The sequence below is a fragment of the Seonamhaeicola marinus genome (assembly GCF_008085455.1).
In genome coordinates this window covers 152,374-172,192 of the sequence record NZ_VSDQ01000679.1, presented here as the reverse complement: position 1 = coordinate 172,192, position 19,819 = coordinate 152,374, and the positions used below count along the sequence as shown (strand labels likewise).

Genomic DNA, 19,819 nt, shown 5'->3' with positions numbered 1-19,819 from the left:
AAATATTTGTGTTGTATTTTTACAACATGAAAAAGGGAGTTTTACTTGTAAACTTAGGCTCACCAGATAGCCCAGAGCCAAAGGATGTTAAAAAATATTTGGGCGAATTTTTAATGGATGGTCGCGTTATTGACTTACCGTATACTGCAAGAGCATTACTTGTTAGGGGTATTATATTAAAAACCAGACCGAAAGCTTCGGCTGCAGCCTATAAAAAAATATGGTGGGAAGAAGGATCGCCATTAATTGTACTTTCAGAAAGACTACAATCTAAAATCCAGAAACAAGTTGAGGTGCCTGTTGCTTTGGCAATGAGATACGGGAGCATGACCATTCTAAAAGGTTTGCAAGAACTAGTAGATCAAGGGGTAGATGAGGTATTACTTTTTCCGCTTTACCCGCAATTTGCAATGGCAACAACCGAAACTATTTTGGTAAAGGCCGAGGAACTTAGAAAAATGCATTTTCCAGAATTAAAAATAGAATCGGTTCCGGCGTTTTATAATAAGACAGACTATATTGAGGTGTTGTCAAATTCTATTAGCAGTCACCTTGAAGGAAAGCCATATGAACACCTGTTATTTTCCTATCATGGTGTCCCAGAACGACATATTAGAAAAAGTGATGTTACCAAATCACATTGTAAAATAGATGGTAGTTGTTGTGCTACACCAAGTAAGGCACATGAGTTTTGTTACAGGCATCAATGTTTAGAGGTTACAAGATTGGTTGCAGAGAAATTACAATTGAAAGAAGGTAGTTATTCAACCTCATTTCAGTCACGTTTAGGGTTCGATCCATGGTTACAACCATATACAGATAGAACCATTGAGCGTTTAGGTAAAGAAGGTATTAAAAACATGGCCATTGTAACTCCTGCATTTGTTAGCGACTGTTTAGAAACTCTTGAGGAAATAGCCATGGAAGGAGAAGAAATTTTTCATGAAATGGGAGGTGAAGCATTCACTACTATACCGTGTTTAAATGACGATGATGCCTTTGTAAACTTGCTTTCCAATTGGATACAAGATTGGTCTAAAAACTAATACCTATGGAATACTATAATTACATTAAATCTTTTCACTTAATCTTTGTAGTAACTTGGTTTGCGGGCTTGTTTTACATACCAAGATTATTTGTTTATCAAATAGAAGCTTTTCATAAACCTTCGCCAGAAAAAGAAATATTAGGTAAACAATTAAAGTTAATGGCAAAACGATTATGGTATATCATTACGTGGCCTTCGGCAATTTTGTGTACAATTTTTGCGGTATGGTTGCTTATAATTAATCCCGCATGGTTACAACAACCATGGATGCATGTTAAGCTTGCCTTTGTAGTGTTGCTATTCATATACCATTTGCTAACACATAAGTATTACAAACAATTGCAAAATGATGTGGTAAAGAAAACTTCTAGCTTTATGCGTATATGGAATGAAGGTGCTACTTTTATTCTTTTTGCAGTAATATTTCTTGTTATTCTAAAGAGCAGTATTAATTGGATTTGGGGTATTATCGGTATGTTGGTGCTTGGCGTTTTAATTATGCTAGGATTTAAAATCTATAAGCGTATTCGCGAAAAGAACCCAGAAGCTTAGATTCTAATTAACAAAACAGGATATTGTAATACAGAATGTGTTTAAGTATCTTTAAATAAGCTTGCCAATTCCTAATTTTATAGGTTTGCAAGATTTAAATTTTAAATCTCCTTTTGAGCGCTTTGGTGCGATAATTGTTATATTTATTGCAACGTAATTGTACATGAACTTAAAAAAGCTATCCCTACGTACTCGCATCTTTTTAGCAATGATACTTTTAGTATTGTTGGCCTCTGTACTTATTTCTGCCGTAGCTATAATTCAATATAAAGAACAGAGTTCCGATTATCATAAAGGGCGTTTAGAACGTAAAGAAAGCAGTATCCAAAAGAATCTTAAGACCTTTTTAAATGGAAGGCATCACAGTTGGGAAATAAAAACGGAAAATATCCCACTTATATTTAAAGAAGAGATTTATAGCATTGCCAATATTCACGGACTTCAAATTAATATTTATGACCTTGAGGGTAACCTACTGTTATCATCAAAAAGGGGTATACAAAATAATATAGCTGCGCAATGTTTAGATTCTGAAATACTAAATGCAATTTTTAATACGGCTGAGCATAGATACTTAGACATTCATAAGGAGAATGGGGAAACGTTTCAATCCTCTTATACCTTCATAACTAATAAAAGCTCTAAGCCAATTGCAATTTTAAACTTGCCATATTTAGAGAATAATGATTTTTTATCTAAGGAGTTGCAAGAGTTTTTAAGACGTATTGGTTTTGCGTTTATGTTGGTATTGTTAACGGCAATTGGTATTGCCTTTTTGCTGTCTAAATTTATTACCAAATCACTAAAAACTATTAGTGATAAAATTAACTCTACAAGGCTTGAAAAACGGAACAAGAAGATTGAGGTAGATGATACTAGTGAAGAGATTTCTATTTTGGTAAACTCCTATAATAGTATGATTGATGAGTTAGAAGAAAGTGCAGTACAATTGGCAAGAAGTGAGCGTGAACAGGCATGGAGAGAAATGGCTAAACAAGTAGCTCATGAAATTAAGAACCCATTAACGCCAATGCGACTTACGGTGCAGAATTTTCAAAGAAAATTTGATCCCGAGGATGAAAGTATTCATTCTAAGTTAGATGAATATACAAAGACCATCATTCAGCAAATTGATACAATGAGCTCTATAGCCTCGGCGTTTTCGAATTTTGCTAATATGCCTGCGCAACAAAATGAAACACTCAATGTGGTTAAAATTGTAAAACTGGCATTAGATATTTTTAATGAAGATTACATTGAATTTACATCTGGATCCGATGAAATTATAGCTAAATTTGACCGTACACAATTAATAAGAGTGGTTACCAATCTGGTTAAAAATAGTATTCAGGCTATACCAGAAGGCAGAACACCCAATATTGTCATAGATGTATCTGTAGTAGATAAAAATATTGTTTTAACTGTGGCCGACAATGGTTCTGGTGTTGCTGAAGAAAACAAAGACAAAGTCTTTGAACCTAAATTTACCACTAAATCTAGTGGTATGGGGCTTGGTTTGGCTATGGTAAAAAACATTGTTGAAACTTACAAAGGTTCCATTAGTTTTGAGTCTGAAAAAGATAAAGGAACCACATTTAAAGTTACTTTTCCAAGAGAATAATTGTTCTGTTTAACCAACAGAAACTAAAATATATATTAATGAACTTCAATAACATACTAACCGAAACTAAAAACAGCATTACAACGATTACTATTAATAGACCGAAGAAGTTAAATGCATTAAATCAAGACACTATAAATGAACTACATCATGCATTTAAAGATGCAGATTTAGATGGAGATACTAAAGTTATTATTGTAACCGGAAGCGGTGAAAAAGCGTTTGTTGCTGGAGCCGATATTAGTGAGTTTGCTGATTATACAGTTGAAGAAGGGGAGCATTTAGCTGCAAACGGACAAAAAATACTATTTGATTTTGTTGAAAACCTATCTACTCCTGTTATTGCTGCTGTAAATGGTTTTGCTTTAGGTGGCGGATTAGAATTGGCTATGTCTTGTCATTTTAGAGTGGCAAGTAATAATGCTAAAATGGGCTTGCCAGAAGTATCTTTGGGTGTAATTCCTGGGTACGGAGGTACACAACGTTTAACGCAATTAGTTGGTAAAGGTCGCGCTATGGAACTTATAATGACGGCGGGTATGATAGATGCTACCAAAGCACTTGGCTTTGGTTTAGTGAATCATGTAACTACTCAAGAAGAGTTATTACCGCTTTGTGAAAAAATAGCAGGAAAAATAACTAAAAACTCTTCTGTAGCTATTGCAGAAGCTATTAAAGCTGTAAATGCAAGTTCAAAAGATGGTGTTAACGGTTTTGAAGTCGAAATTAAAGCCTTTGGCAAATGTTTCGGAACAGAAGATTTTGCAGAAGGTACTACTGCTTTTTTAGAAAAACGTAAAGCTGATTTTCCAGGAAACTAATTTAAATCCACCTCAGATTTTATGGTCTCTACCCAAAGTTTATAACCCAATTCATTTAGGTGTGTACCATCTGAAGTAAGATGTGGTTTAATTAAGCCATTATCTCCAACAAAAGCCTCAAATAAGTTTATTAATTGGTAATTGGCGTCTTTTTCTCGGGCTTTTATTAAGGCGTTGACTTTATTTATGTTTTCGGCCATATAATCAGCTGATGTAGGCAGTATGGTTTGTAAGTATATTTGGGTTTCTGGAGACGACTCATGTATCACCTCGGTAATTTTAATGATGTTATTAGCAACATATTCAGGAGAAGGTATTTCTTTAAGGTAATGGAGATTAAACAGATCGTTGATTCCTATTAATAAAAAAACCGCTTTAGGTTTATAATAGGTTATTTCATCAATGCGTTTTAAAACACCATCCGTTACATCGCCAGCTATACCTCGGTTTCGAGCATTTTTTACACCTAATTTTTCTCCCCAGTTACCACCTTGTTCTGTTATGCTATTTCCAACAAATACAATGTCTCCAAAATTTAAAGGCGATTTTTTAAAGGTTGCTATTCGGTGATTGTAATTAACCCTTGTCCAGTCTACATGATACTTAATGTTAGTTGAAGAATTCGGATAAAGACTATCTATAGTTTTAATTTCACGGAATGAACTTTGAAAACTAACAGGCATACTTTGCTCAGGTGGCAATTCTACAAAATCACCTTTATTATTTTTTATCCAAACGGCAATGTCTTTTGAAGGGTTGAAAACAGAATCATCAGTATATGACAACGCTTTAATGGCATTTAGATAATCAACCAGTTCAATGGTTTTGGCGTACCATATCTCTTTTTTATTTCCTAGTAGATTACATAAGGAATCGGCCAATTTCCAGTTGTTATGAAACTCATAACTATGCCCCCAAATATTTAATAATTGCATGTCTTTGGGTTCATCGTAAACAAAATAAGAACCGTAATTAGCTGCGTCAAAAATATGGCATGTAGGGTTTAAGGCTAAAAAATTAGATGCGGGTAATTCGAAATTCTTAGTAGATGTAGTGGTTCTGGCATATTCTACACCTAAGGCTTTCAAGGTTTTCAAAGTTTGATTATCATAAGCTCCAAAAGGATAAGATAATCCTTTAACTGGAACATGATGCGTTCCCGCTATCAATGCATTAAGTTTATCGATGTCCAACCCAATTTCGTCTCTAATTACAGAATCGTTTTGGTCATTTAATCCACTATGATTTACACCATGACTCGAAACTTCGTGCCCCTTATAAATGGTACCTATTTCGGTTTCTGTTACAAAATGTACATCATAACCTAATTCTGAACTTAACCATTCGGCCCTTTTGCCCAATCTGCCAGAATTAAAATGAAAGGTTCCTATTATGTTTGCTTTATTTAGCTTTTCTAGTAATATACGGTCATGCTCGGGGCCATCGTCAAAGCTTATGACCAAGCACTTTAATTTCCCATTCGGGAAGGAAAAGTTTTGTGTATTTATAGTGGTATTCGTTTTAGGGATTTGTGGTTCAACGGCTAGCGCATTCAAATTATTTTTAGAATCCTTTACAGAAGTATTGCAAGAAACCATGAATAAAATAGAAAGCAAACTACTTAGTTTTATAAATAAATACCCTAGTTTCATTTTTCCGATTTCATTCATGGTTTCCTTGTTTCAAATACTATTTGGCTTAGGTTCACTAATTTAAGTGAAAAGTTTTAAAGCAGAATTAAACTAGCCTCTTTCCTTTTTCCAATCTTCAATTTTAGCCTTAAAGTCTGCAATCATGTCTGGATGTGTTTCAGCTAAATTGGTATTGTTTTGAGGGTCTGTATTCATATCGTACAAGCCAATGGTTTTTGTGGTTAGGTTCCATTGGAAAAACCACTCATTGGTTCTTGCCCAATACGCTTCAATTTTTTTACCCATAAAATCTTCTTCAGAGCGCATTTGGGTGACTTTCCCAATAATAATATCCCTATCGGTTTTAGTGTTATCCTCAATTAAGGCTTTATATGATTTTCCGAAGTAGTCCTTAGGAACTTCAATATCTAAATAGTCTAAAATTGTGGCTGGAATATCTGCACTGTGTATCAAAGCTTTAGATCTGGAATTAGAACTAATTTTATCCTTCCAGGAAAAAATAATTGGGGTTCTAAAAGACTGATCGTATACCGATAATTTCCCTTTATCCCCGCCATTATGCCAGCGTAAAGAATCATGTCTAAACTCCTGGTGTGGCTCTTGTTCCCAACCATTATCATTCACATAAACGAATAATGTATTGTCAAATTGTTTTTTAGATTTTAGGTAGTTTACCAATTCACCAACACCTTCATCAAACCAAGTACAATTAGCATAGTAACGCTTTGCAGATTCTGTCATGTCCTTATCCTTATAGATATTGTAATACTTATCCGGTGCGTTTAAAGGGTAGTGTGGGAGCTCTGGAGCAAACCAAATAAACTTTGGTGCTTCAGGGTACTTATCAATAAAATCATAAACTGGTTGCATGGTCTTTCTAACCAGCTCTGTACCATCTCCTCCCATAAATTTTAAAAACCAATCGTCTTTTTTCTTGTCCTCTTCCGTCCAACCTTTAGTCATCCCTTCATCAAAGCCGCCATTTTGATAATTAAACTCCCACCATTTACCGCCTTGGAAGCTTTTATATCCTGATTTTGCTAAGATTTTAGGTAAAGTATTGAAGTGTTTCATGGCATGGAATCTAAAATTGGCCTTTGCACTATCAGGAACTGATTTTTCTTCAATTAAACGTTCTACGCTACTGGCGTAATCAATGGGAAGAGTACCCGTCATTAAGGTTTGTAAAGACGGTTTACAATGGGCTTGAGGCACATAGCCATTTGTGAACAAGGTACCACTGGTAGCAAGTTCATCCATATGTGGCGTTTGTACATAATCTGCACCATTAAATCCGAAGTACGGATATCCATGATCATCACCAACTAACATCACGATGTTTGGTTTTTCAACAGGTGTTTCAATAATTTCTTTTTTAGTTTCGGTTTTGCAACTCGACACTATAAATAGTATTAGTATGTACTTAAGAGTTTTCATTTTGCAATAGTTTTATGAGTTGGTATGTTTTAAAATTCTAGCCGCTTTAGGTTCTATTTCTATTTCCATTGTATTGTTTTTCTCAGGGTAACTAGAATGTTTTAATACGTCTTTGTAGTTACCTGTTAATTTTGTTGGAATATTTAGAGTGACTTTATCATCCGTTGGATTAATGATGATAATAAATTCATGTTTTTCATCAAATCTGGAATAGGCTAATATTTCAGAATTAAGATCCAAAAATTGAATAGCGCCTCTTGATAGTACAGGGTTCTCCTTTCTCATGCGTATGAGCTTTTGGTAGTAGGCTAACAAGTCTTTATTCAAAGCAATTTTGTCAATGGGTTTGTTGGCACCTAAAGGATGTACTTTTTCGTCATCAAACGTAAATTCTGGCCATAATAATGGTTTTCTGGTTGAAGGATCATCGGCACCCCACATGCCCATTTCGTCACCAGCCCAAATATGCGGCGCGCCAATATACGTATACTGATGCGCTAATAAGAGCCTTAACTTTTGGAAGGTAGCTTCATCGGGTTTATGAATCTTATAATTTGCGTCTTCAGATACTTTGCAGTAATATTTGTATTTGTTTTTATTGAAGAAAGAAGTAAGTACCCTTGGCGTATCAAAGCCGCCATTAAGGTTCATCATAACGTAGTTATTCTCTTTTTTAATGGTTGAACTAAACAATTGAAGACTATCCTTTAATTGAGATGCGCTAACATCATACGGAGAGGCCCCTAAAAACTGACGCGATGCTCTATACCATCTGTAGTTCATTACAGCGTCAAAAATATCACCCTTTAAAAAGGGTTCAGGGTCTAGGAGTTTATCAGGCCATTCTTCCCACCAAATTTCACCTAATAAATAGGCTTCTGGGTTAATAGCGCGAACATGTTTTCTAAAATCTCTCCAAAACCCTAAAGGTGTTTCGGCTGCTACGTCTAATCTGTAACCATCAATACCATCAGAAGGATCGCCATCACCATTTGGATCTAACCACCTTTTAGTTAGGTTGAAAATATGTTGCTTAACAGCATCACTGTAAATGTTGCCTTCAAACTTTTGAACACTTTTAGATAAATCTTGTTTCTGCGTTTCTTTAATTTCAGGTAGTTCATGAACGCCTGCCCAACCATGATATTTAAATTCATTGACCTCTGTTGCAGGATCATCAAAATGATCTATCCAGTACCAATCTTTGTATTTAGATTTTTCCTGATGCTCTAAAATATCTTGCCATGCCCAAAATGATTTCCCGGTATGATTAAAAGAATAATCTAGAATTACGCGAATGTCTCTTTTATGGAATTCTTCAATAACCTTTATAAAGAGTTTGTCGGCCTCGGTCCATTGCCAGGTGTTAGGATCATCGGGTGTTTCGGCAGCTATAGTGGCTTTGTCTTTACTTGGGTTGGGGCCAAAGTTTCTGTCTATATGCCTCCAGTTTCTGGCATCGTATTTATGTAATGAAGGTGCATCGTTTAACGGACGGAAATAGATAGCTGTAACCCCCAATGAATCTATATAAGCCATTTTATCTAAAACACCTTGTAAATCGCCCCCGTAACGTCTCAACTGAGCTTTAGAGCCAAAATTGTTCAATACGTTGCCGTAAAAGTCTTTATGCGTGCCTAGATTTTTAAAATAGGCATCCTCTTCGTACCAATCTTGCGTCCAAGGCGTGGTGGTCCAGCCTTTAGGTACAAATCCCGGATAGGTATCTACAATATCATCGGCGGTTTGGTCATTAGAAATGTCGCCGTTGTAAAAACGTTCCACAGCAATTTCATACCAGATCACATCTTGTGCCCATTCTGGTGGAGAATTAAAATGGGTGGTGCTTTTAGTTTCTTTTTGTTTTATGTCTTCTTGCTCTTTACAGGAAGAAAAACACAGTACACTTAAAAAAATATAAGGTAGTAGTTTCATTGTCAAATTTTAGTTTTGGTTGCTTTTCCTTATTAGACAGACCGCATATGAACGGTTTGTAGAACAGGTTAAAATTATAATACAATTCCCTAATTTTACAGGACATTATACGAACAACAGCCTATACGGTTTATAAAACCATTAGTAGTTTAAGTGTGTCTTTACTGCTTCTTTGTATTTCCTGCCAACAGGTATGGTTACATTATTAAGAATAACTTTGGTTGGAGAATAAGAGCTAATATGTTCGGTAGATACAATAAAGGATCGGTGCACTCTTAAGAACATGTTTTTGGGAAGCATGTCTTCTAAAGCGGATAGGCTTTTATAAATAGTGAGTTCGTTCTCTAAGGTGGTGATCTTTACGTAGTTTTTTAGACTTTCAATAAAGAGAATGTCTTTTACGGCTATTTTATGTCTCTGATTCCCTTCTTTAAGGTGAATTACATGTTCTTCTTGTGCTTTACTAAGTTTTAAATTCTCTTGTGCTAGAGCTTGACTTTTTTCTTTAGAAGCGTTCCACTTTTTAACAAAGACATAAACTAGCGGAATAATAAGTGCATTGTTTACATCTAAAATGGTATTCATTAGTTCTGTAATTCTAAAAAAGGTTTCGCTTTTATAGGGTAGGTAATGCCCTTGTACCATAAAAACCATGATGGAACGTTGCACAACAACCCCCGAAATAATGAGTAGGCCTACAAATCCTATAAAGAATTCGAGATACTTTTCTTTTAAAAAGAATCTGGGGATGAGGAATAAAATGGTGCCATAGACCAAGATTAACCTTGCGGGCAAGGAATAAAGTTGCACCATAAAGTTTCTTAAATAATCATGGTCATAACTTCCCCAAATAAAAGTAAAAAAGAGAACCAGGGCCAGCCAGTAAATAAGATGAAGCTTTATAGTTTTTAGTTGGAATGCCATGGTATTTAATTCCCTAAGGTGTTTACTCAAATTTAAAAAAGTATCACCAAATACAATAGCATTTGCTACAACTTTAAAGTCTGTTTTTAATGCTTTTATTATCATTTCTTCTGAAAAGTTACTTTACGCAATACTGTTTTTCCCATTGGGATTAGCGTCACAGGTTCTTCTTTTTTTGTAGTTGAATTAAAAAGGGCACCTTTTAAATAGACATTAGATTCATAAAAGTTTGTAGCCGTTTTATCTTCGATTTTACGGAATGTACTATCTTTTAAAATTTGCAGACTTTTGAAATCATCAGCCAGCGGGAAGCAATAGTAATCTTTAAAGTGAGTGCCCTCATAAGACTTTATAGTTTCCTCTCTATGTGGAATTTCATAAGCATAAACCAAAGGACCGTGTTGAAGATATAGGTCTTTGTTTCGAGCTTCTTTGAATTCCAGTTTGTTTTCAAAAGTAAGTGTAAGGGTGTCTCCATCTTGCCATGTTTTGGTTATGGCATAAAACCCATTACCCAAATCATCAAATTCTTGTGAAGAGATGATATGCGTTGTCCACTCAGGTTTTCTAAAACTAAAAGTAAAAGCTTTAGCTGTTTCCATCTTAAATCTGAAGGTAACTTCATTAGAAAGCGGATAATTTGTGATTTGTGTAATAGCTACTTTACTTCCATTAATGCTGGTTGCTAACTCCGAAGGCCCATACATTATTGCGGCAACACCGGTATTAGTTTTCATCCACATTTGTTCTAAGAAATAAGTGAAGTTTCTTCCGTAGTTGGGCACACAGCATACAGCAGGTTCGGAGTGTGTTGGTGAGTATTTATATCTTGGGTCTGGCCGTTTTTCATCATGTTCATGATGATGACCATCTAGTACATGGCAATTATCGGTTTTACCATAGGTGATCGCAGTACCTTCTTTATTTCTAAAGCCCAACATAGCGTTATAGGTAAGTTTTTCGGCCGCATCGGCAAAAGCTACGTCCCCCGTTTTTTGAATAAGACTACCATAAGAATTTCGCAATTCGAGCATGGTGCAATACTCGGCACCTGTATGTTCTGGATGTGCTTCCATTTGCAATATCCATTCATTACCGTGACCAGCTCCACTGGGTAGGAGGCAAGGTTCTAGTTTAGACAACATATTGTTGTAGGCCTCTTGTAATTCTGGATAACCTGTGTTGTAATAGGCGTTTACCATGGTACGGATATGCTCATAAGTATGTACGCCATGACCTTGGAACAGCGAATCTTTTTCCATTAAAAAGGGATACCTTAAATCGTTAAAAGAACGGTTAATGGAATAGGTTGAAAATGCTTTGTAAAGGTAGGTAGCATAATTCTGGTAGGCCTTATTCCCTGTGATTCTATAAAGGGTTTCGCAAACATCGGTAAGCATTAGACCATGGGTAACCCCACCGAAGGCGTTCTTAAGGAAAAACGGATGGTTAGCATCCCAACCATAGCGTTTCATAGTAAGTTTCATGGCTTTTTCAACAGCTGTTAAAACTTCTGGATTTTGGGTAAACTCGTGATAGGCTAACATGGTTCTAAAAGCTGTAGTTTGAGCCCATAGTTCGCCGTTAGAACCTTTATGTTGGTATCTTAAGTTAGGTTTATAGATTCCAATATAGCCGTCTTCATCCTGTGATTTCAAAAGGTTATCTATAATTTGATGGGATTGCGCAATGGCATCTGTGTTATTAGTTAAAAAAGCATGACGAACAAAACCGTCCCACCAATTACCAATGGTTTCTGAGTTCCACCACATTATGGAGGTCTCCCACGCTGCACCTGTTAAAACTAAATCGCCCATTTCTGGGATGTCTTCCATACCTCCGCGCCTTGCAGTGTTGTAGATATCATCAGATTTAATACCTGGATACAATTCATCTAAAGCCCCAACCACGCCGTTTTGTAGGTCTTGAGTCATCATGTCTAAAATCCAGCCTTTTGGTTTAACACTGCCTGTTGGGAATTGTTCAAATTTTGGTTGAATAGGTTGTTTGGGGTTGTTAAAAAAACGCAGTTTTTCACTATCATCAATGAGTGTAATGGCTACCTTATTTACATTGTTGGTAAAGTTTTCGCCTTGCGAATTTTTTTCTTGTTCCTTGCAAGACATTAAAGTTAAAATAATCATAGTTAGATAAATACGATGCATTTTTAAAGCAATATTTTGTTTGTAGTTTATACCTGAAAAGACTCAGGTTATGGCTCTTAATGGGAATCTTAAATACAAAGCTATAAGCTTTTATGGGGTTGTAGAACACGTTTTTAAACCAAAACTATGCGTATTTAAACTTATTTTTAGTTAATTACGTATTTTAGTGTTATAATGAGATAATAATGAAGCCTTTATTAGAGAAGATAGCTTTAAGCCAGGAACAGAGATCCTTTAAATACTTTAATGTTGCGGTGGAACGTTTTGAGCCCTATTGGCATTACCATCCGGAAATTGAACTGACCTTAATAATAAAGGGTTCTGGAACGCGCTTTGTTGGCGATTCTATATTGCCTTTTGAGGCATTAGACTTGGTGTTAATTGGAGAAAATGTACCTCATCATTGGATAAGTGTATCTGAAGATGAAGCCAAGTCTCATAATGCTTTGGTGATTCAATTTGATAAAGCCATTTTTAAAGCGTTTCCTGAGTGTGCCGATTTTAACCTCCTTTTTGATAAAGCCAAAAGGGGCATTCATTTTTTTAAACCAAGTGACGCATTAGTTTCTAAAATTATAAATTTTGAAAGTCTGTCGGCAACTGAACAATTAAGTGAACTACTGCTCATTTTAGATTATTTATGTAATGATAGGTTTCAGAAAACCTTGTCCTCTAAAGTAAAACAGGTATCCTCTAAAAATGGTACAACACAAAATAAGATGTCTAAAACCACAAACTACATTCTGGCTAACCTAGATAAAAAGTTAACGGTACAGCATATGGCCGATTTTACACATATGGTACCGCAGTCGTTTTGTAGATGGTTTAAATCTAATTCTGGGCATTCTTTTATTAGCTTTTTAAACATTACCAGAATTGAACAAGCTTGTCATTTTCTGTTAACCACTAATTTGAGTGTTCAGAATATTGCATATTCTTGTGGTTTTGAGAGTATCAGCCATTTTAATAGAACCTTTTTAAAACTTAAAGAAGTAAGTCCTAGGGTGTATAGGAAGAGGATTCATTGAGTTCCAATTTTTGAAGTTAAAATCGTCAAATCTCAAGACGTTCTAAAAATTAAATGGTTTATAAAGTAATGATTTTACACTGTTCAAAGCCAACCTCATCATAGGCTTCAAAAGTCCAATCACTTAGAGCTTTTAGAACTGGTAGTAATGCTTTTCCTTTTTCAGATAAAGAATACTCTACCCTTGGTGGGATTTCAGCGTACTTTTTTCTTATGATTAAACCGTCTTCCTCTAGTTCTTTTAATTGTTGGGTAAGTACTTTTTTTGAGATAGTTGGAGTAAACAAAAGAAGCTTACCAAAGCGTAAACTACCATTAGCCAATAGGTAAATTAATATTGGTTTCCATTTACCTCCAATAATATTCATAGCATGCACTAAAGAGCACAAATTAGGATTGTCAATTACTTTTCTTCCCATGAGTTACCTTTTGGTTACCACTTTTTGAAGGCTATTTAGGTTCAATAGTATCAAAAATAAACTATTATTGGTTTCTTTGTGAAACAAATGTAAAAATAAAATACGAACGTGAAAAAAGTATTTATAATAAACGGTCACCAATATTATCCTTTTGCTGAGGGGAAATTGAATAAATCACTTATAGAAAAGGCAACTCAAATTCTAGGTAAAAATGATTTTGAAATTAGAACTACTACAACAGAGGGAGACTATTCTGTGGAAGAAGAAATAGAAAAGTTTTTATGGGCAGATATTGTTTTTCTACAAACACCCTTAAACTGGATGGGAGTAACATGGAGTTTTAAAAAATACATAGATGAGGTTCTTACCGCAGGAATGATGGGAAAATTATCTAAAGGAGATGGTAGAACCGCTGAGGCGCCTAAAAAGAACTATGGATTGGGTGGTTTGTTAAAAGGAAAATATATGATTTCGGTTACTGCTAATGCGCCAAAGGAAGCCTTTAATGATCCAAACGAGATATTCTTTAATGGTATAAGTGAAGACGATTTATTACTACCAATGCATATGAATTTTAAATGGTTTGGTTTAAAGCCTTTAAAGACATTTTTTGCCTATGATGTTATGAAGAACCCAGATATTGAGAACGATTTTATAAGATTTGAAAGGCATATTAAAGAGGAATTGATAGAAAAAGTATACTCATGATATTACAAGATAGCTTAGACAAACTTAGGGAAAAAATAGAAGGAAGATTACCAAAGAGCCAAGTTGATATTATGCATCAAGCCACTAGGGAATTGGAGACTTCGGGTATAGGAATGAGTGTCCTAAAAGTAGGGAGTAAGGCTCCAGAATTCGGCCTGAATAATCAAGAAGGAACCCCAATTTTAAGTACTGATTTGCTAAATGAAGCTCCTTTGGTGGTAACTTTTTATAGAGGTATTTGGTGTCCTTATTGCAACACCGATTTAGCATATTTAAAGCGTTACAAATCTAATGTTGAAGGTCTTGGAGGTAATATGTTGAGTATATCTCCTCAGGTTCCCAAGTTCAATAAAAAAATATTGGAACAGCAACGTTTAAATTTTGATTTATTAAGCGATAGGCAAAATGAGGTGGCAGCAAAATTTGGATTGCGGTGGGAAATGGTAAACCCTTTAAAATCACTTTATAAAGACGATTTTAAAATTAGTCTTCCTATGTATAACGGAGATGATTCATGGACATTACCTATTCCAGCTAGGTTTATTATTGATACGGATGGCATCATAAAGTATGCCGAGTATTCCATTGACTATACAAAAAGGCCAAACCCAGAAGTGTTAATTCAAGCACTTAAAAAATTATAGTTATGTACACAAAGAGAAATTATTCAATAAAAATTATGTTATCCTGGACGCGCAGAAATATTTACAAGTTTGTAATTATTTCTGCTATCCCAACAATTTTATATGTAGTGCTAGATTGGAAGTTTATTCACCTGCCTTGGTTGCCAATTGCTTTGGTAGGTAGTGCTTTAGCATTTATTGTTAGTTTTAAAAATAATGCATCATATGGCCGCTTGTGGGAGGCTCGAAAAGTTTGGGGAGGTATTGTAAATACTTCTAGATCTTTTACAATTATGATTAATGATTTTATTACCAATCAACATGCCAATGAAAAACTATCTGACAAAGAGTTCTTTAGTGTTCGAAAGGAATTGGTAATGCGTCATATAGCTTGGATGACATCCTTAAGGCATGCATTAAGAGCGCCTAAGCCTTGGGAAATGTCTAGTGTAAATAGTTCTGATAGAGAATACATGAATGACGTAGAAATTAATGAACGAAAGTTTTCCCTAGACGAAGAGTTAGAAGGGTATTTATCGGCTGAAGAAAAGCAATACGTATTAAGTAAAGCCAATAAGCAAACAGCCTGTTTAAACCTTCAGTCAAAACATTTAAGGAGACTTAAAGAACAAGGATATATTTGGGAGTTCTCTTTTTTAGAAATGGAAAATTTGATTGTTGAACTATTTACACTTCAAGGCAAGTTAGAACGTATTAAAAACTTTCCTTATCCAAGGCAATTTGCAACATTAAATTTATTCTTTGTTTGGATTTTTATTATGCTTTTGCCTTTTGGAATCATTAATGTTTTTGACGAAATCGGATTGAAAATTTTAAATGCTTACGAAAACCCGTCTTGGTTTATGGAAATCATTGGTAATGGATTTGTGTGGCTGTCTATCCCCTTTAGTGTAATAGTTTCATGGATTTTTCATACTATGGAACGTATTGGTGAAGTTTCTGAGAATCCTTTTGAGGGTATAGCCAATGACGTGCCAATTACTACTATGTCTAGAGGAATAGAAATAGATATTAGACAAATGATAGAAGATGAACCTAGTTCAATTCCTAAAGGGATATCAGAACAAAAGGGAATTCAGATGTAGTTGAATAAAGCAGATTGAATTTGTTTTATCGATTAAATTTCGCCTTTATTTTATTCCAAAATGAGCTTTTTTCAATGTAAAGTTTTTTAATAGATTCAGCTATTTTTTCAACCTGCTTCGTCTCGTGATTCCAGAAATATAGTGTTTCAGTTAAGTTGCCATTTCCGTTATGGGTTAGTATTAGTTGATTTCCAAATCCATCTGCACCAATTGCAATTCCATTCTCAGGAAATCCATTCCATTTATGAGCATTTTTTGTTTCAAGTCCAATATGATTACAGGTCCTACTTATTCGTTTTCGATCAGATTTGTCAAAGAAGGGATACAATTCAAATTCAAAATTGCCAGAAATCAATAGGTCTCCACCGTTTGATTTAATCATGCGGTTTTTGAATTCAGATGGGAATTTTACGCCCAATTCCAATTCTGTTTCTAGTATATATTTTTCTTCTAAAGGAAATGGCATTTTGGTGTTTTTTATTCTGTTACTACTCCAATGAACATCAAATACTCAATTTCGGCATCATATATTTCGAGTAAATCCTCTTTTCTTAATTCCACTTTTTCCTCATTTAGAGCATATTCCACCATTTGGTTAATGTCCAATTCAGCATTCGATTCAGATTCACTTTTGGGATTCGGGTTTTCTGTAGTTAGTCCTATTTTGCTTATATAGTTTTCCTCTGCAATTAGAGCACTGCGAATCAATTTCAAGTCGAATTTTTTCTTGTTTAGTTTTAAAGCAATGAAACAAGTCGACTCGTCCAAATCATAGATTTCTTTTCCAGCGTTATTTTCATTTACAGTACAGATAGGTTCGTTTTTACAACCAAAAAAAGAAAGTAATGTCAAAGTGAATATTCTTTTCACGTTTTTGTTTGGTTAAATTAAGCACAACGCGGTTACACGTGCCAGAGGCAATTACATACCAACGGTTATGTATAAGAATAGTTGAGAGTTTGTATGCAAGGATTTTTCAAAGGAAAAATTGAAAGCTAGTAAACAAGCAACTCACATTGGTTAAGCCTAAAAAAGTGATTTTTTAGATACTTTGTTAGGCATTGGCTTTTTATTTTTTTCGTACTCTCAATTTTTCAACTTCCTCAATTGAAAGTCCTGTTGATAATGCAATCGTTTCGTTATCAACTCCGTTTCTTTTAAGTTCTTTTACTATTTCAATGGTCTTCTTTTTATTGGCAATTTCGGTTGCCTCTTTTTTAAATCTTTGTTCTAGCACATATTTAGGGACGTATTTGGTACTTTTTTTCAATTCGTCCAAAAGTCCAGTATCATTAAAACTTAAATAGCTTTTATTGGATATTATTAAATGGTCGATAACTTCTGTGTCTACAATAATTCCGACTTGAATTAATCTATCCGTTATATCCTTATCAGCCTCAGAAGGTTTTAGTTCTCCGCTAGGGTGGTTATGACATAAAATGATTTTAACTGCCCTTTTTTGCAAAGCAAGACTAAAGACCTCCATAGGCTCCGCTAGAGCTTTATTTACGGTTCCTAAGCTAATGAGTTCAATAAAAAGAATTCGATTATTAGTCTCAAGTCCGATAACCCAAAAATGTTCCCTGTTTTGGTCAATTTTATCTTCCCGAAGTAGAATCTTTTGCATAATTCCGTAAATATCATCGGAATTCAAGATTTTAATTCTTTCTTCTTCTGTCAGTTTAATGTCCATAAGGTAAATGTAAGACTTTTTTAAAATGTAAGAGGTGGTTTTTAGCTTCTGCTTAGCAATTATGCGCTTTGTTAAGAATTAGATTTTACTTTCCAAACTAATATTTCTGTTTTGGAAATTAAGTTATATTTAAATTCAATTTCATTCCATAATTCTTGAAAGTAAATCATAGCGTTTTAGTTTGGTCTTTTTAATCAATTATTTTCTTTAAGTTTTCCATATTCAGACATTGTCAGTTTATGATTTTTTTCAAGTTCGAATGGTTGAAGGCTTAATTTCAAAAGCTTCATGTCATTATGTAATTGACGAAAGTAAGCCAATAGCATTGTATCTAATCCTTCAGGAATTCCTTGCCGTTTAGAATACATTTTGGCAATGTTAATTGCAAACTCCAATAATGTCATTTTACCCTCAGCTGCAAGATAAATTTGTTGAAACCAAGGATCCATTGTTATCCACTTTGCTGTAGAAGGGTCGAATACATGAATCATTTCTTCATTTAACCAATCCCACGGCTTAGCCCTTCCAAAATATTTATTTCCAAATTCCGAAGTTCTAATTTCCTCAAATTTTGGTAACTCCTGTGGTTTCCTTTTAAATAATCCGAACATTTTTTTTGATGGTTTAATTGTGTCTAAAGGTTACGTATAACCATTAGTTACAGGTTAAAAGTTATTGTGTTTTGGTTTAGAACTTTTGTTAGCAATTACGAGTAGATTCGGACGTAGTCGAATCCGCCGTAATTGCGGTTATACATTGTTGGCAACTGGCTTCTATTCAGTCGCAATATCACCCTTGCCTGGTGGTACTATTACAAATCCATATTCCACGTCATCTGGTACATTATACTTTTCCCAAAATTTGCCACCAATTCCAGCTAATTGTCCTTCTTTGTCATCAGTTTCAAGTCCATATTCTCCGAAATAAATTTCAGGTCCGATGTTAAATAAAATTGAATCCGTATCCACAAATACGAATGTTTTCTCTTCATTGGGACTCAAGGTAAACCTGTCCTTTATGATTATGGATTTGTTAGTTTCATTCCGCAAGAAGATTTTATATGAAGTTCCTGTTTTTTCATATTCTGCAGGAATTATGGACATTTTACCACCCTTTTCAATTATAATATTACCATGCTTGTCCGTATATCTAGTCTCTTTTTTACATCCAAATAAGAATGATAAAATTCCAATAGCTAATATTATTCTTTTTAATTTCATTTCTCTGCTTGTTGTCAACGGTCTCGTATAACCGTCAGTTACGGGTTAATATACGTTAATTTTCGGTTTAGCACAGACGTTAGCAATTCCGAGTGGATTCGGACGCAGTCGAATCCGCCGTAATTGCGGTTATACATTGTTGTGCAACGTTTTTATATTAATAAACTTCGTTCAAATTTATCTAAATTCGGCTTTAGAGATTTTAACGATTTGTTTCCTAAATCAATAATTTCCAACCAATTTTTGTCATTCAAAACTGCTCGATTGTCATAGTCATCATTATTTGGTGGTTCATATTCAGAAAGCAATTTGTGCCAATCGGAAATAGTTTCATATTCAGCTTTTGTTACCAATTCAGATTCGATATGCTTTTCATATCCATCTGATAAATCCAAATCGTCAAAGTATGAGCACATAAATTCTATAAATGAATAATATGGATTCGTATTTTTCGAGTTGAGCCAAGTCTTTTTTTGATATTCTAAATTGGTTAAATCTTTAATCATAAAAATCCAATTCCTTCTCCAAGTTTCTTTGTCCATTTTTATATTCTCTATCGTTATATTTTTTGGAACTTTTTTTCTTGGAAGAAACCCCCAAAGCTTGTCGTCAGGTGTTTTGCTTTTATATCTGAATTTAATATAAGGTCTAGCTCCATCTGTTGGCTCAAATTTCTCTTTTAAATATCCTCTTTCTTCTCTCGTTAATTCTCTTACGCTACCATCTTCTTCAACGTGAACATACTCAAAACTCGAATCTGGTTTTACCTCAATGACAAATTCCGTTTCAGATTTTTCAATTACATTTTCCGATTGTTTGTCATTCAAACTTTCTGATTTTTTCTTAAAAAATTCGAATATTTTCATTT

At 34.5% G+C, this 19,819-nt stretch carries 20 protein-coding genes; 8 read left to right on the top strand and 12 right to left on the bottom strand.

Translation table 11 applies throughout. From position 1 onward, the window contains the following. The first annotated feature begins 26 nt into the window (after positions 1-26). The 4 genes from hemH to FUA24_RS11900 all read left to right on the top strand — a co-directional run bounded on the left by hemH (position 27) and on the right by FUA24_RS11900 (position 4,042). Complete coding sequence (hemH, locus tag FUA24_RS11915) at positions 27-1,046, top strand: ferrochelatase (protein WP_148542561.1); 1,020 nt, start codon at positions 27-29, stop codon at positions 1,044-1,046. A gap of 5 nt (positions 1,047-1,051) precedes the next feature. Next, complete coding sequence (locus FUA24_RS11910) at positions 1,052-1,600, top strand: CopD family protein (RefSeq protein ID WP_148542559.1); 549 nt, start codon at positions 1,052-1,054, stop codon at positions 1,598-1,600. Positions 1,601-1,808: 208 nt separating this feature from the next. Then, the gene (locus FUA24_RS11905) at positions 1,809-3,221 is read left to right on the top strand and encodes a sensor histidine kinase (RefSeq protein ID WP_246147032.1); all 1,413 of its coding nucleotides are present in this window, start codon (positions 1,809-1,811) and stop codon (positions 3,219-3,221) included. 38 nt (positions 3,222-3,259) lie between these two features. Beyond that, positions 3,260-4,042 (top strand): enoyl-CoA hydratase/isomerase family protein, encoded by a 783-nt coding sequence (locus tag FUA24_RS11900; RefSeq protein WP_148542555.1) that lies wholly within the window; start codon positions 3,260-3,262, stop codon positions 4,040-4,042. Here the strand turns inward: FUA24_RS11900 and FUA24_RS11895 are convergent. From FUA24_RS11895 to FUA24_RS11875, 5 genes are all read right to left on the bottom strand, one after another. Beyond that, on the bottom strand, positions 4,039-5,712 hold the full coding sequence (locus tag FUA24_RS11895) for a GDSL-type esterase/lipase family protein (protein ID WP_148542553.1): 1,674 nt from the start codon (positions 5,710-5,712) through the stop codon (positions 4,039-4,041). The two genes, FUA24_RS11900 and FUA24_RS11895, sit on opposite strands and share 4 nt — an antisense overlap. A gap of 72 nt (positions 5,713-5,784) precedes the next feature. Further along, a complete protein-coding gene (locus FUA24_RS11890) occupies positions 5,785-7,131 on the bottom strand; it encodes a sulfatase family protein (RefSeq protein WP_148542551.1) in 1,347 nt (448 codons plus the stop codon). A gap of 12 nt (positions 7,132-7,143) precedes the next feature. Then, complete coding sequence (locus FUA24_RS11885; RefSeq protein ID WP_148542549.1) at positions 7,144-9,066, bottom strand: alpha-amylase family glycosyl hydrolase; 1,923 nt, start codon at positions 9,064-9,066, stop codon at positions 7,144-7,146. A gap of 141 nt (positions 9,067-9,207) precedes the next feature. After that, on the bottom strand, positions 9,208-10,095 hold the full coding sequence (locus FUA24_RS11880; RefSeq protein WP_148542547.1) for a LytR/AlgR family response regulator transcription factor: 888 nt from the start codon (positions 10,093-10,095) through the stop codon (positions 9,208-9,210). Next, complete coding sequence (locus FUA24_RS11875) at positions 10,092-12,134, bottom strand: beta-L-arabinofuranosidase domain-containing protein (protein WP_187388266.1); 2,043 nt, start codon at positions 12,132-12,134, stop codon at positions 10,092-10,094. The genes FUA24_RS11880 and FUA24_RS11875 overlap by 4 nt, the downstream gene beginning before the upstream one ends. 206 nt (positions 12,135-12,340) lie before the next feature. On the opposite strand from FUA24_RS11875, the gene FUA24_RS11870 reads away from it, so the two are divergent. Further along, entirely contained in the window at positions 12,341-13,183 is an 843-nt protein-coding gene (locus FUA24_RS11870) for an AraC family transcriptional regulator (RefSeq protein WP_148542543.1), read from the top strand. Positions 13,184-13,241: 58 nt separating this feature from the next. On the opposite strand, the gene FUA24_RS11865 is transcribed toward FUA24_RS11870, so the two are convergent. Next, a complete protein-coding gene (locus FUA24_RS11865) occupies positions 13,242-13,601 on the bottom strand; it encodes a winged helix-turn-helix transcriptional regulator (RefSeq protein WP_148542541.1) in 360 nt (119 codons plus the stop codon). A 108-nt stretch (positions 13,602-13,709) separates the two neighbouring features. Here FUA24_RS11865 and FUA24_RS11860 point away from each other — a divergent pair, with 108 nt between their 5' ends. Genes FUA24_RS11860 through FUA24_RS11850 form a run of 3 tightly spaced genes read left to right on the top strand, consistent with a single transcriptional unit; the run spans position 13,710 to position 16,038 of the window. Beyond that, complete coding sequence (locus FUA24_RS11860) at positions 13,710-14,309, top strand: NAD(P)H-dependent oxidoreductase (protein ID WP_148542539.1); 600 nt, start codon at positions 13,710-13,712, stop codon at positions 14,307-14,309. Beyond that, positions 14,306-14,953 carry a peroxiredoxin-like family protein gene (locus FUA24_RS11855; protein ID WP_148542537.1) on the top strand — a complete coding sequence of 216 codons (648 nt, stop codon included), beginning with the start codon at positions 14,306-14,308 and terminating at the stop codon, positions 14,951-14,953. The genes FUA24_RS11860 and FUA24_RS11855 overlap by 4 nt, the downstream gene beginning before the upstream one ends. Before the next feature lie 2 nt (positions 14,954-14,955). Beyond that, the gene (locus tag FUA24_RS11850) at positions 14,956-16,038 is read left to right on the top strand and encodes a bestrophin family protein (RefSeq protein WP_148542535.1); all 1,083 of its coding nucleotides are present in this window, start codon (positions 14,956-14,958) and stop codon (positions 16,036-16,038) included. A 25-nt stretch (positions 16,039-16,063) separates the two neighbouring features. Here FUA24_RS11850 and FUA24_RS11845 read toward each other — a convergent pair whose 3' ends face one another. The 6 genes from FUA24_RS11845 to FUA24_RS11820 form a co-directional block, all read right to left on the bottom strand. Continuing rightward, positions 16,064-16,504: an SMI1/KNR4 family protein gene (locus FUA24_RS11845; protein WP_148542532.1), complete on the bottom strand. Its 441-nt coding sequence runs from the start codon at positions 16,502-16,504 to the stop codon at positions 16,064-16,066. A gap of 11 nt (positions 16,505-16,515) precedes the next feature. Next, a complete protein-coding gene (locus FUA24_RS11840; RefSeq protein ID WP_148542530.1) occupies positions 16,516-16,908 on the bottom strand; it encodes a hypothetical protein in 393 nt (130 codons plus the stop codon). A gap of 199 nt (positions 16,909-17,107) precedes the next feature. After that, positions 17,108-17,731, bottom strand: a complete 624-nt coding sequence (locus FUA24_RS11835) for a JAB domain-containing protein (protein ID WP_148542528.1) — start codon at positions 17,729-17,731, stop codon at positions 17,108-17,110. A gap of 194 nt (positions 17,732-17,925) precedes the next feature. Continuing rightward, positions 17,926-18,342 (bottom strand): hypothetical protein, encoded by a 417-nt coding sequence (locus FUA24_RS11830; protein WP_148542526.1) that lies wholly within the window; start codon positions 18,340-18,342, stop codon positions 17,926-17,928. A gap of 162 nt (positions 18,343-18,504) precedes the next feature. Continuing rightward, on the bottom strand, positions 18,505-18,951 hold the full coding sequence (locus FUA24_RS11825) for a hypothetical protein (protein WP_148542524.1): 447 nt from the start codon (positions 18,949-18,951) through the stop codon (positions 18,505-18,507). 152 nt (positions 18,952-19,103) lie between these two features. Continuing rightward, a complete protein-coding gene (locus FUA24_RS11820) occupies positions 19,104-19,817 on the bottom strand; it encodes a hypothetical protein (RefSeq protein ID WP_148542522.1) in 714 nt (237 codons plus the stop codon). Between the last annotated feature and the right edge of the window lie 2 nt (positions 19,818-19,819).

Bases quoted from the DNA above. Each gene is read 5' to 3' on its own strand.
- FUA24_RS11820 (WP_148542522.1), bottom strand. From the start codon at position 19,817: ATGAAAATATTCGAATTTTTTAAGAAAAAATCAGAAAGTTTGAATGAC.
- FUA24_RS11910 (WP_148542559.1), top strand. From the start codon at position 1,052: ATGGAATACTATAATTACATTAAATCTTTTCACTTAATCTTTGTAGTA.
- FUA24_RS11895 (WP_148542553.1), bottom strand. From the start codon at position 5,712: ATGAATGAAATCGGAAAAATGAAACTAGGGTATTTATTTATAAAACTA.
- FUA24_RS11870 (WP_148542543.1), top strand. From the start codon at position 12,341: ATGAAGCCTTTATTAGAGAAGATAGCTTTAAGCCAGGAACAGAGATCC.
- FUA24_RS11855 (WP_148542537.1), top strand. From the start codon at position 14,306: ATGATATTACAAGATAGCTTAGACAAACTTAGGGAAAAAATAGAAGGA.
- FUA24_RS11905 (WP_246147032.1), top strand. From the start codon at position 1,809: ATGATACTTTTAGTATTGTTGGCCTCTGTACTTATTTCTGCCGTAGCT.
- FUA24_RS11900 (WP_148542555.1), top strand. From the start codon at position 3,260: ATGAACTTCAATAACATACTAACCGAAACTAAAAACAGCATTACAACG.
- FUA24_RS11825 (WP_148542524.1), bottom strand. From the start codon at position 18,951: ATGAAATTAAAAAGAATAATATTAGCTATTGGAATTTTATCATTCTTA.
- FUA24_RS11850 (WP_148542535.1), top strand. From the start codon at position 14,956: ATGTACACAAAGAGAAATTATTCAATAAAAATTATGTTATCCTGGACG.
- FUA24_RS11890 (WP_148542551.1), bottom strand. From the start codon at position 7,131: ATGAAAACTCTTAAGTACATACTAATACTATTTATAGTGTCGAGTTGC.
- FUA24_RS11885 (WP_148542549.1), bottom strand. From the start codon at position 9,066: ATGAAACTACTACCTTATATTTTTTTAAGTGTACTGTGTTTTTCTTCC.
- FUA24_RS11830 (WP_148542526.1), bottom strand. From the start codon at position 18,342: ATGTTCGGATTATTTAAAAGGAAACCACAGGAGTTACCAAAATTTGAG.
- hemH (WP_148542561.1), top strand. From the start codon at position 27: ATGAAAAAGGGAGTTTTACTTGTAAACTTAGGCTCACCAGATAGCCCA.
- FUA24_RS11835 (WP_148542528.1), bottom strand. From the start codon at position 17,731: ATGGACATTAAACTGACAGAAGAAGAAAGAATTAAAATCTTGAATTCC.
- FUA24_RS11845 (WP_148542532.1), bottom strand. From the start codon at position 16,504: ATGCCATTTCCTTTAGAAGAAAAATATATACTAGAAACAGAATTGGAA.
- FUA24_RS11875 (WP_187388266.1), bottom strand. From the start codon at position 12,134: ATGATTATTTTAACTTTAATGTCTTGCAAGGAACAAGAAAAAAATTCG.
- FUA24_RS11880 (WP_148542547.1), bottom strand. From the start codon at position 10,095: ATGATAATAAAAGCATTAAAAACAGACTTTAAAGTTGTAGCAAATGCT.
- FUA24_RS11865 (WP_148542541.1), bottom strand. From the start codon at position 13,601: ATGGGAAGAAAAGTAATTGACAATCCTAATTTGTGCTCTTTAGTGCAT.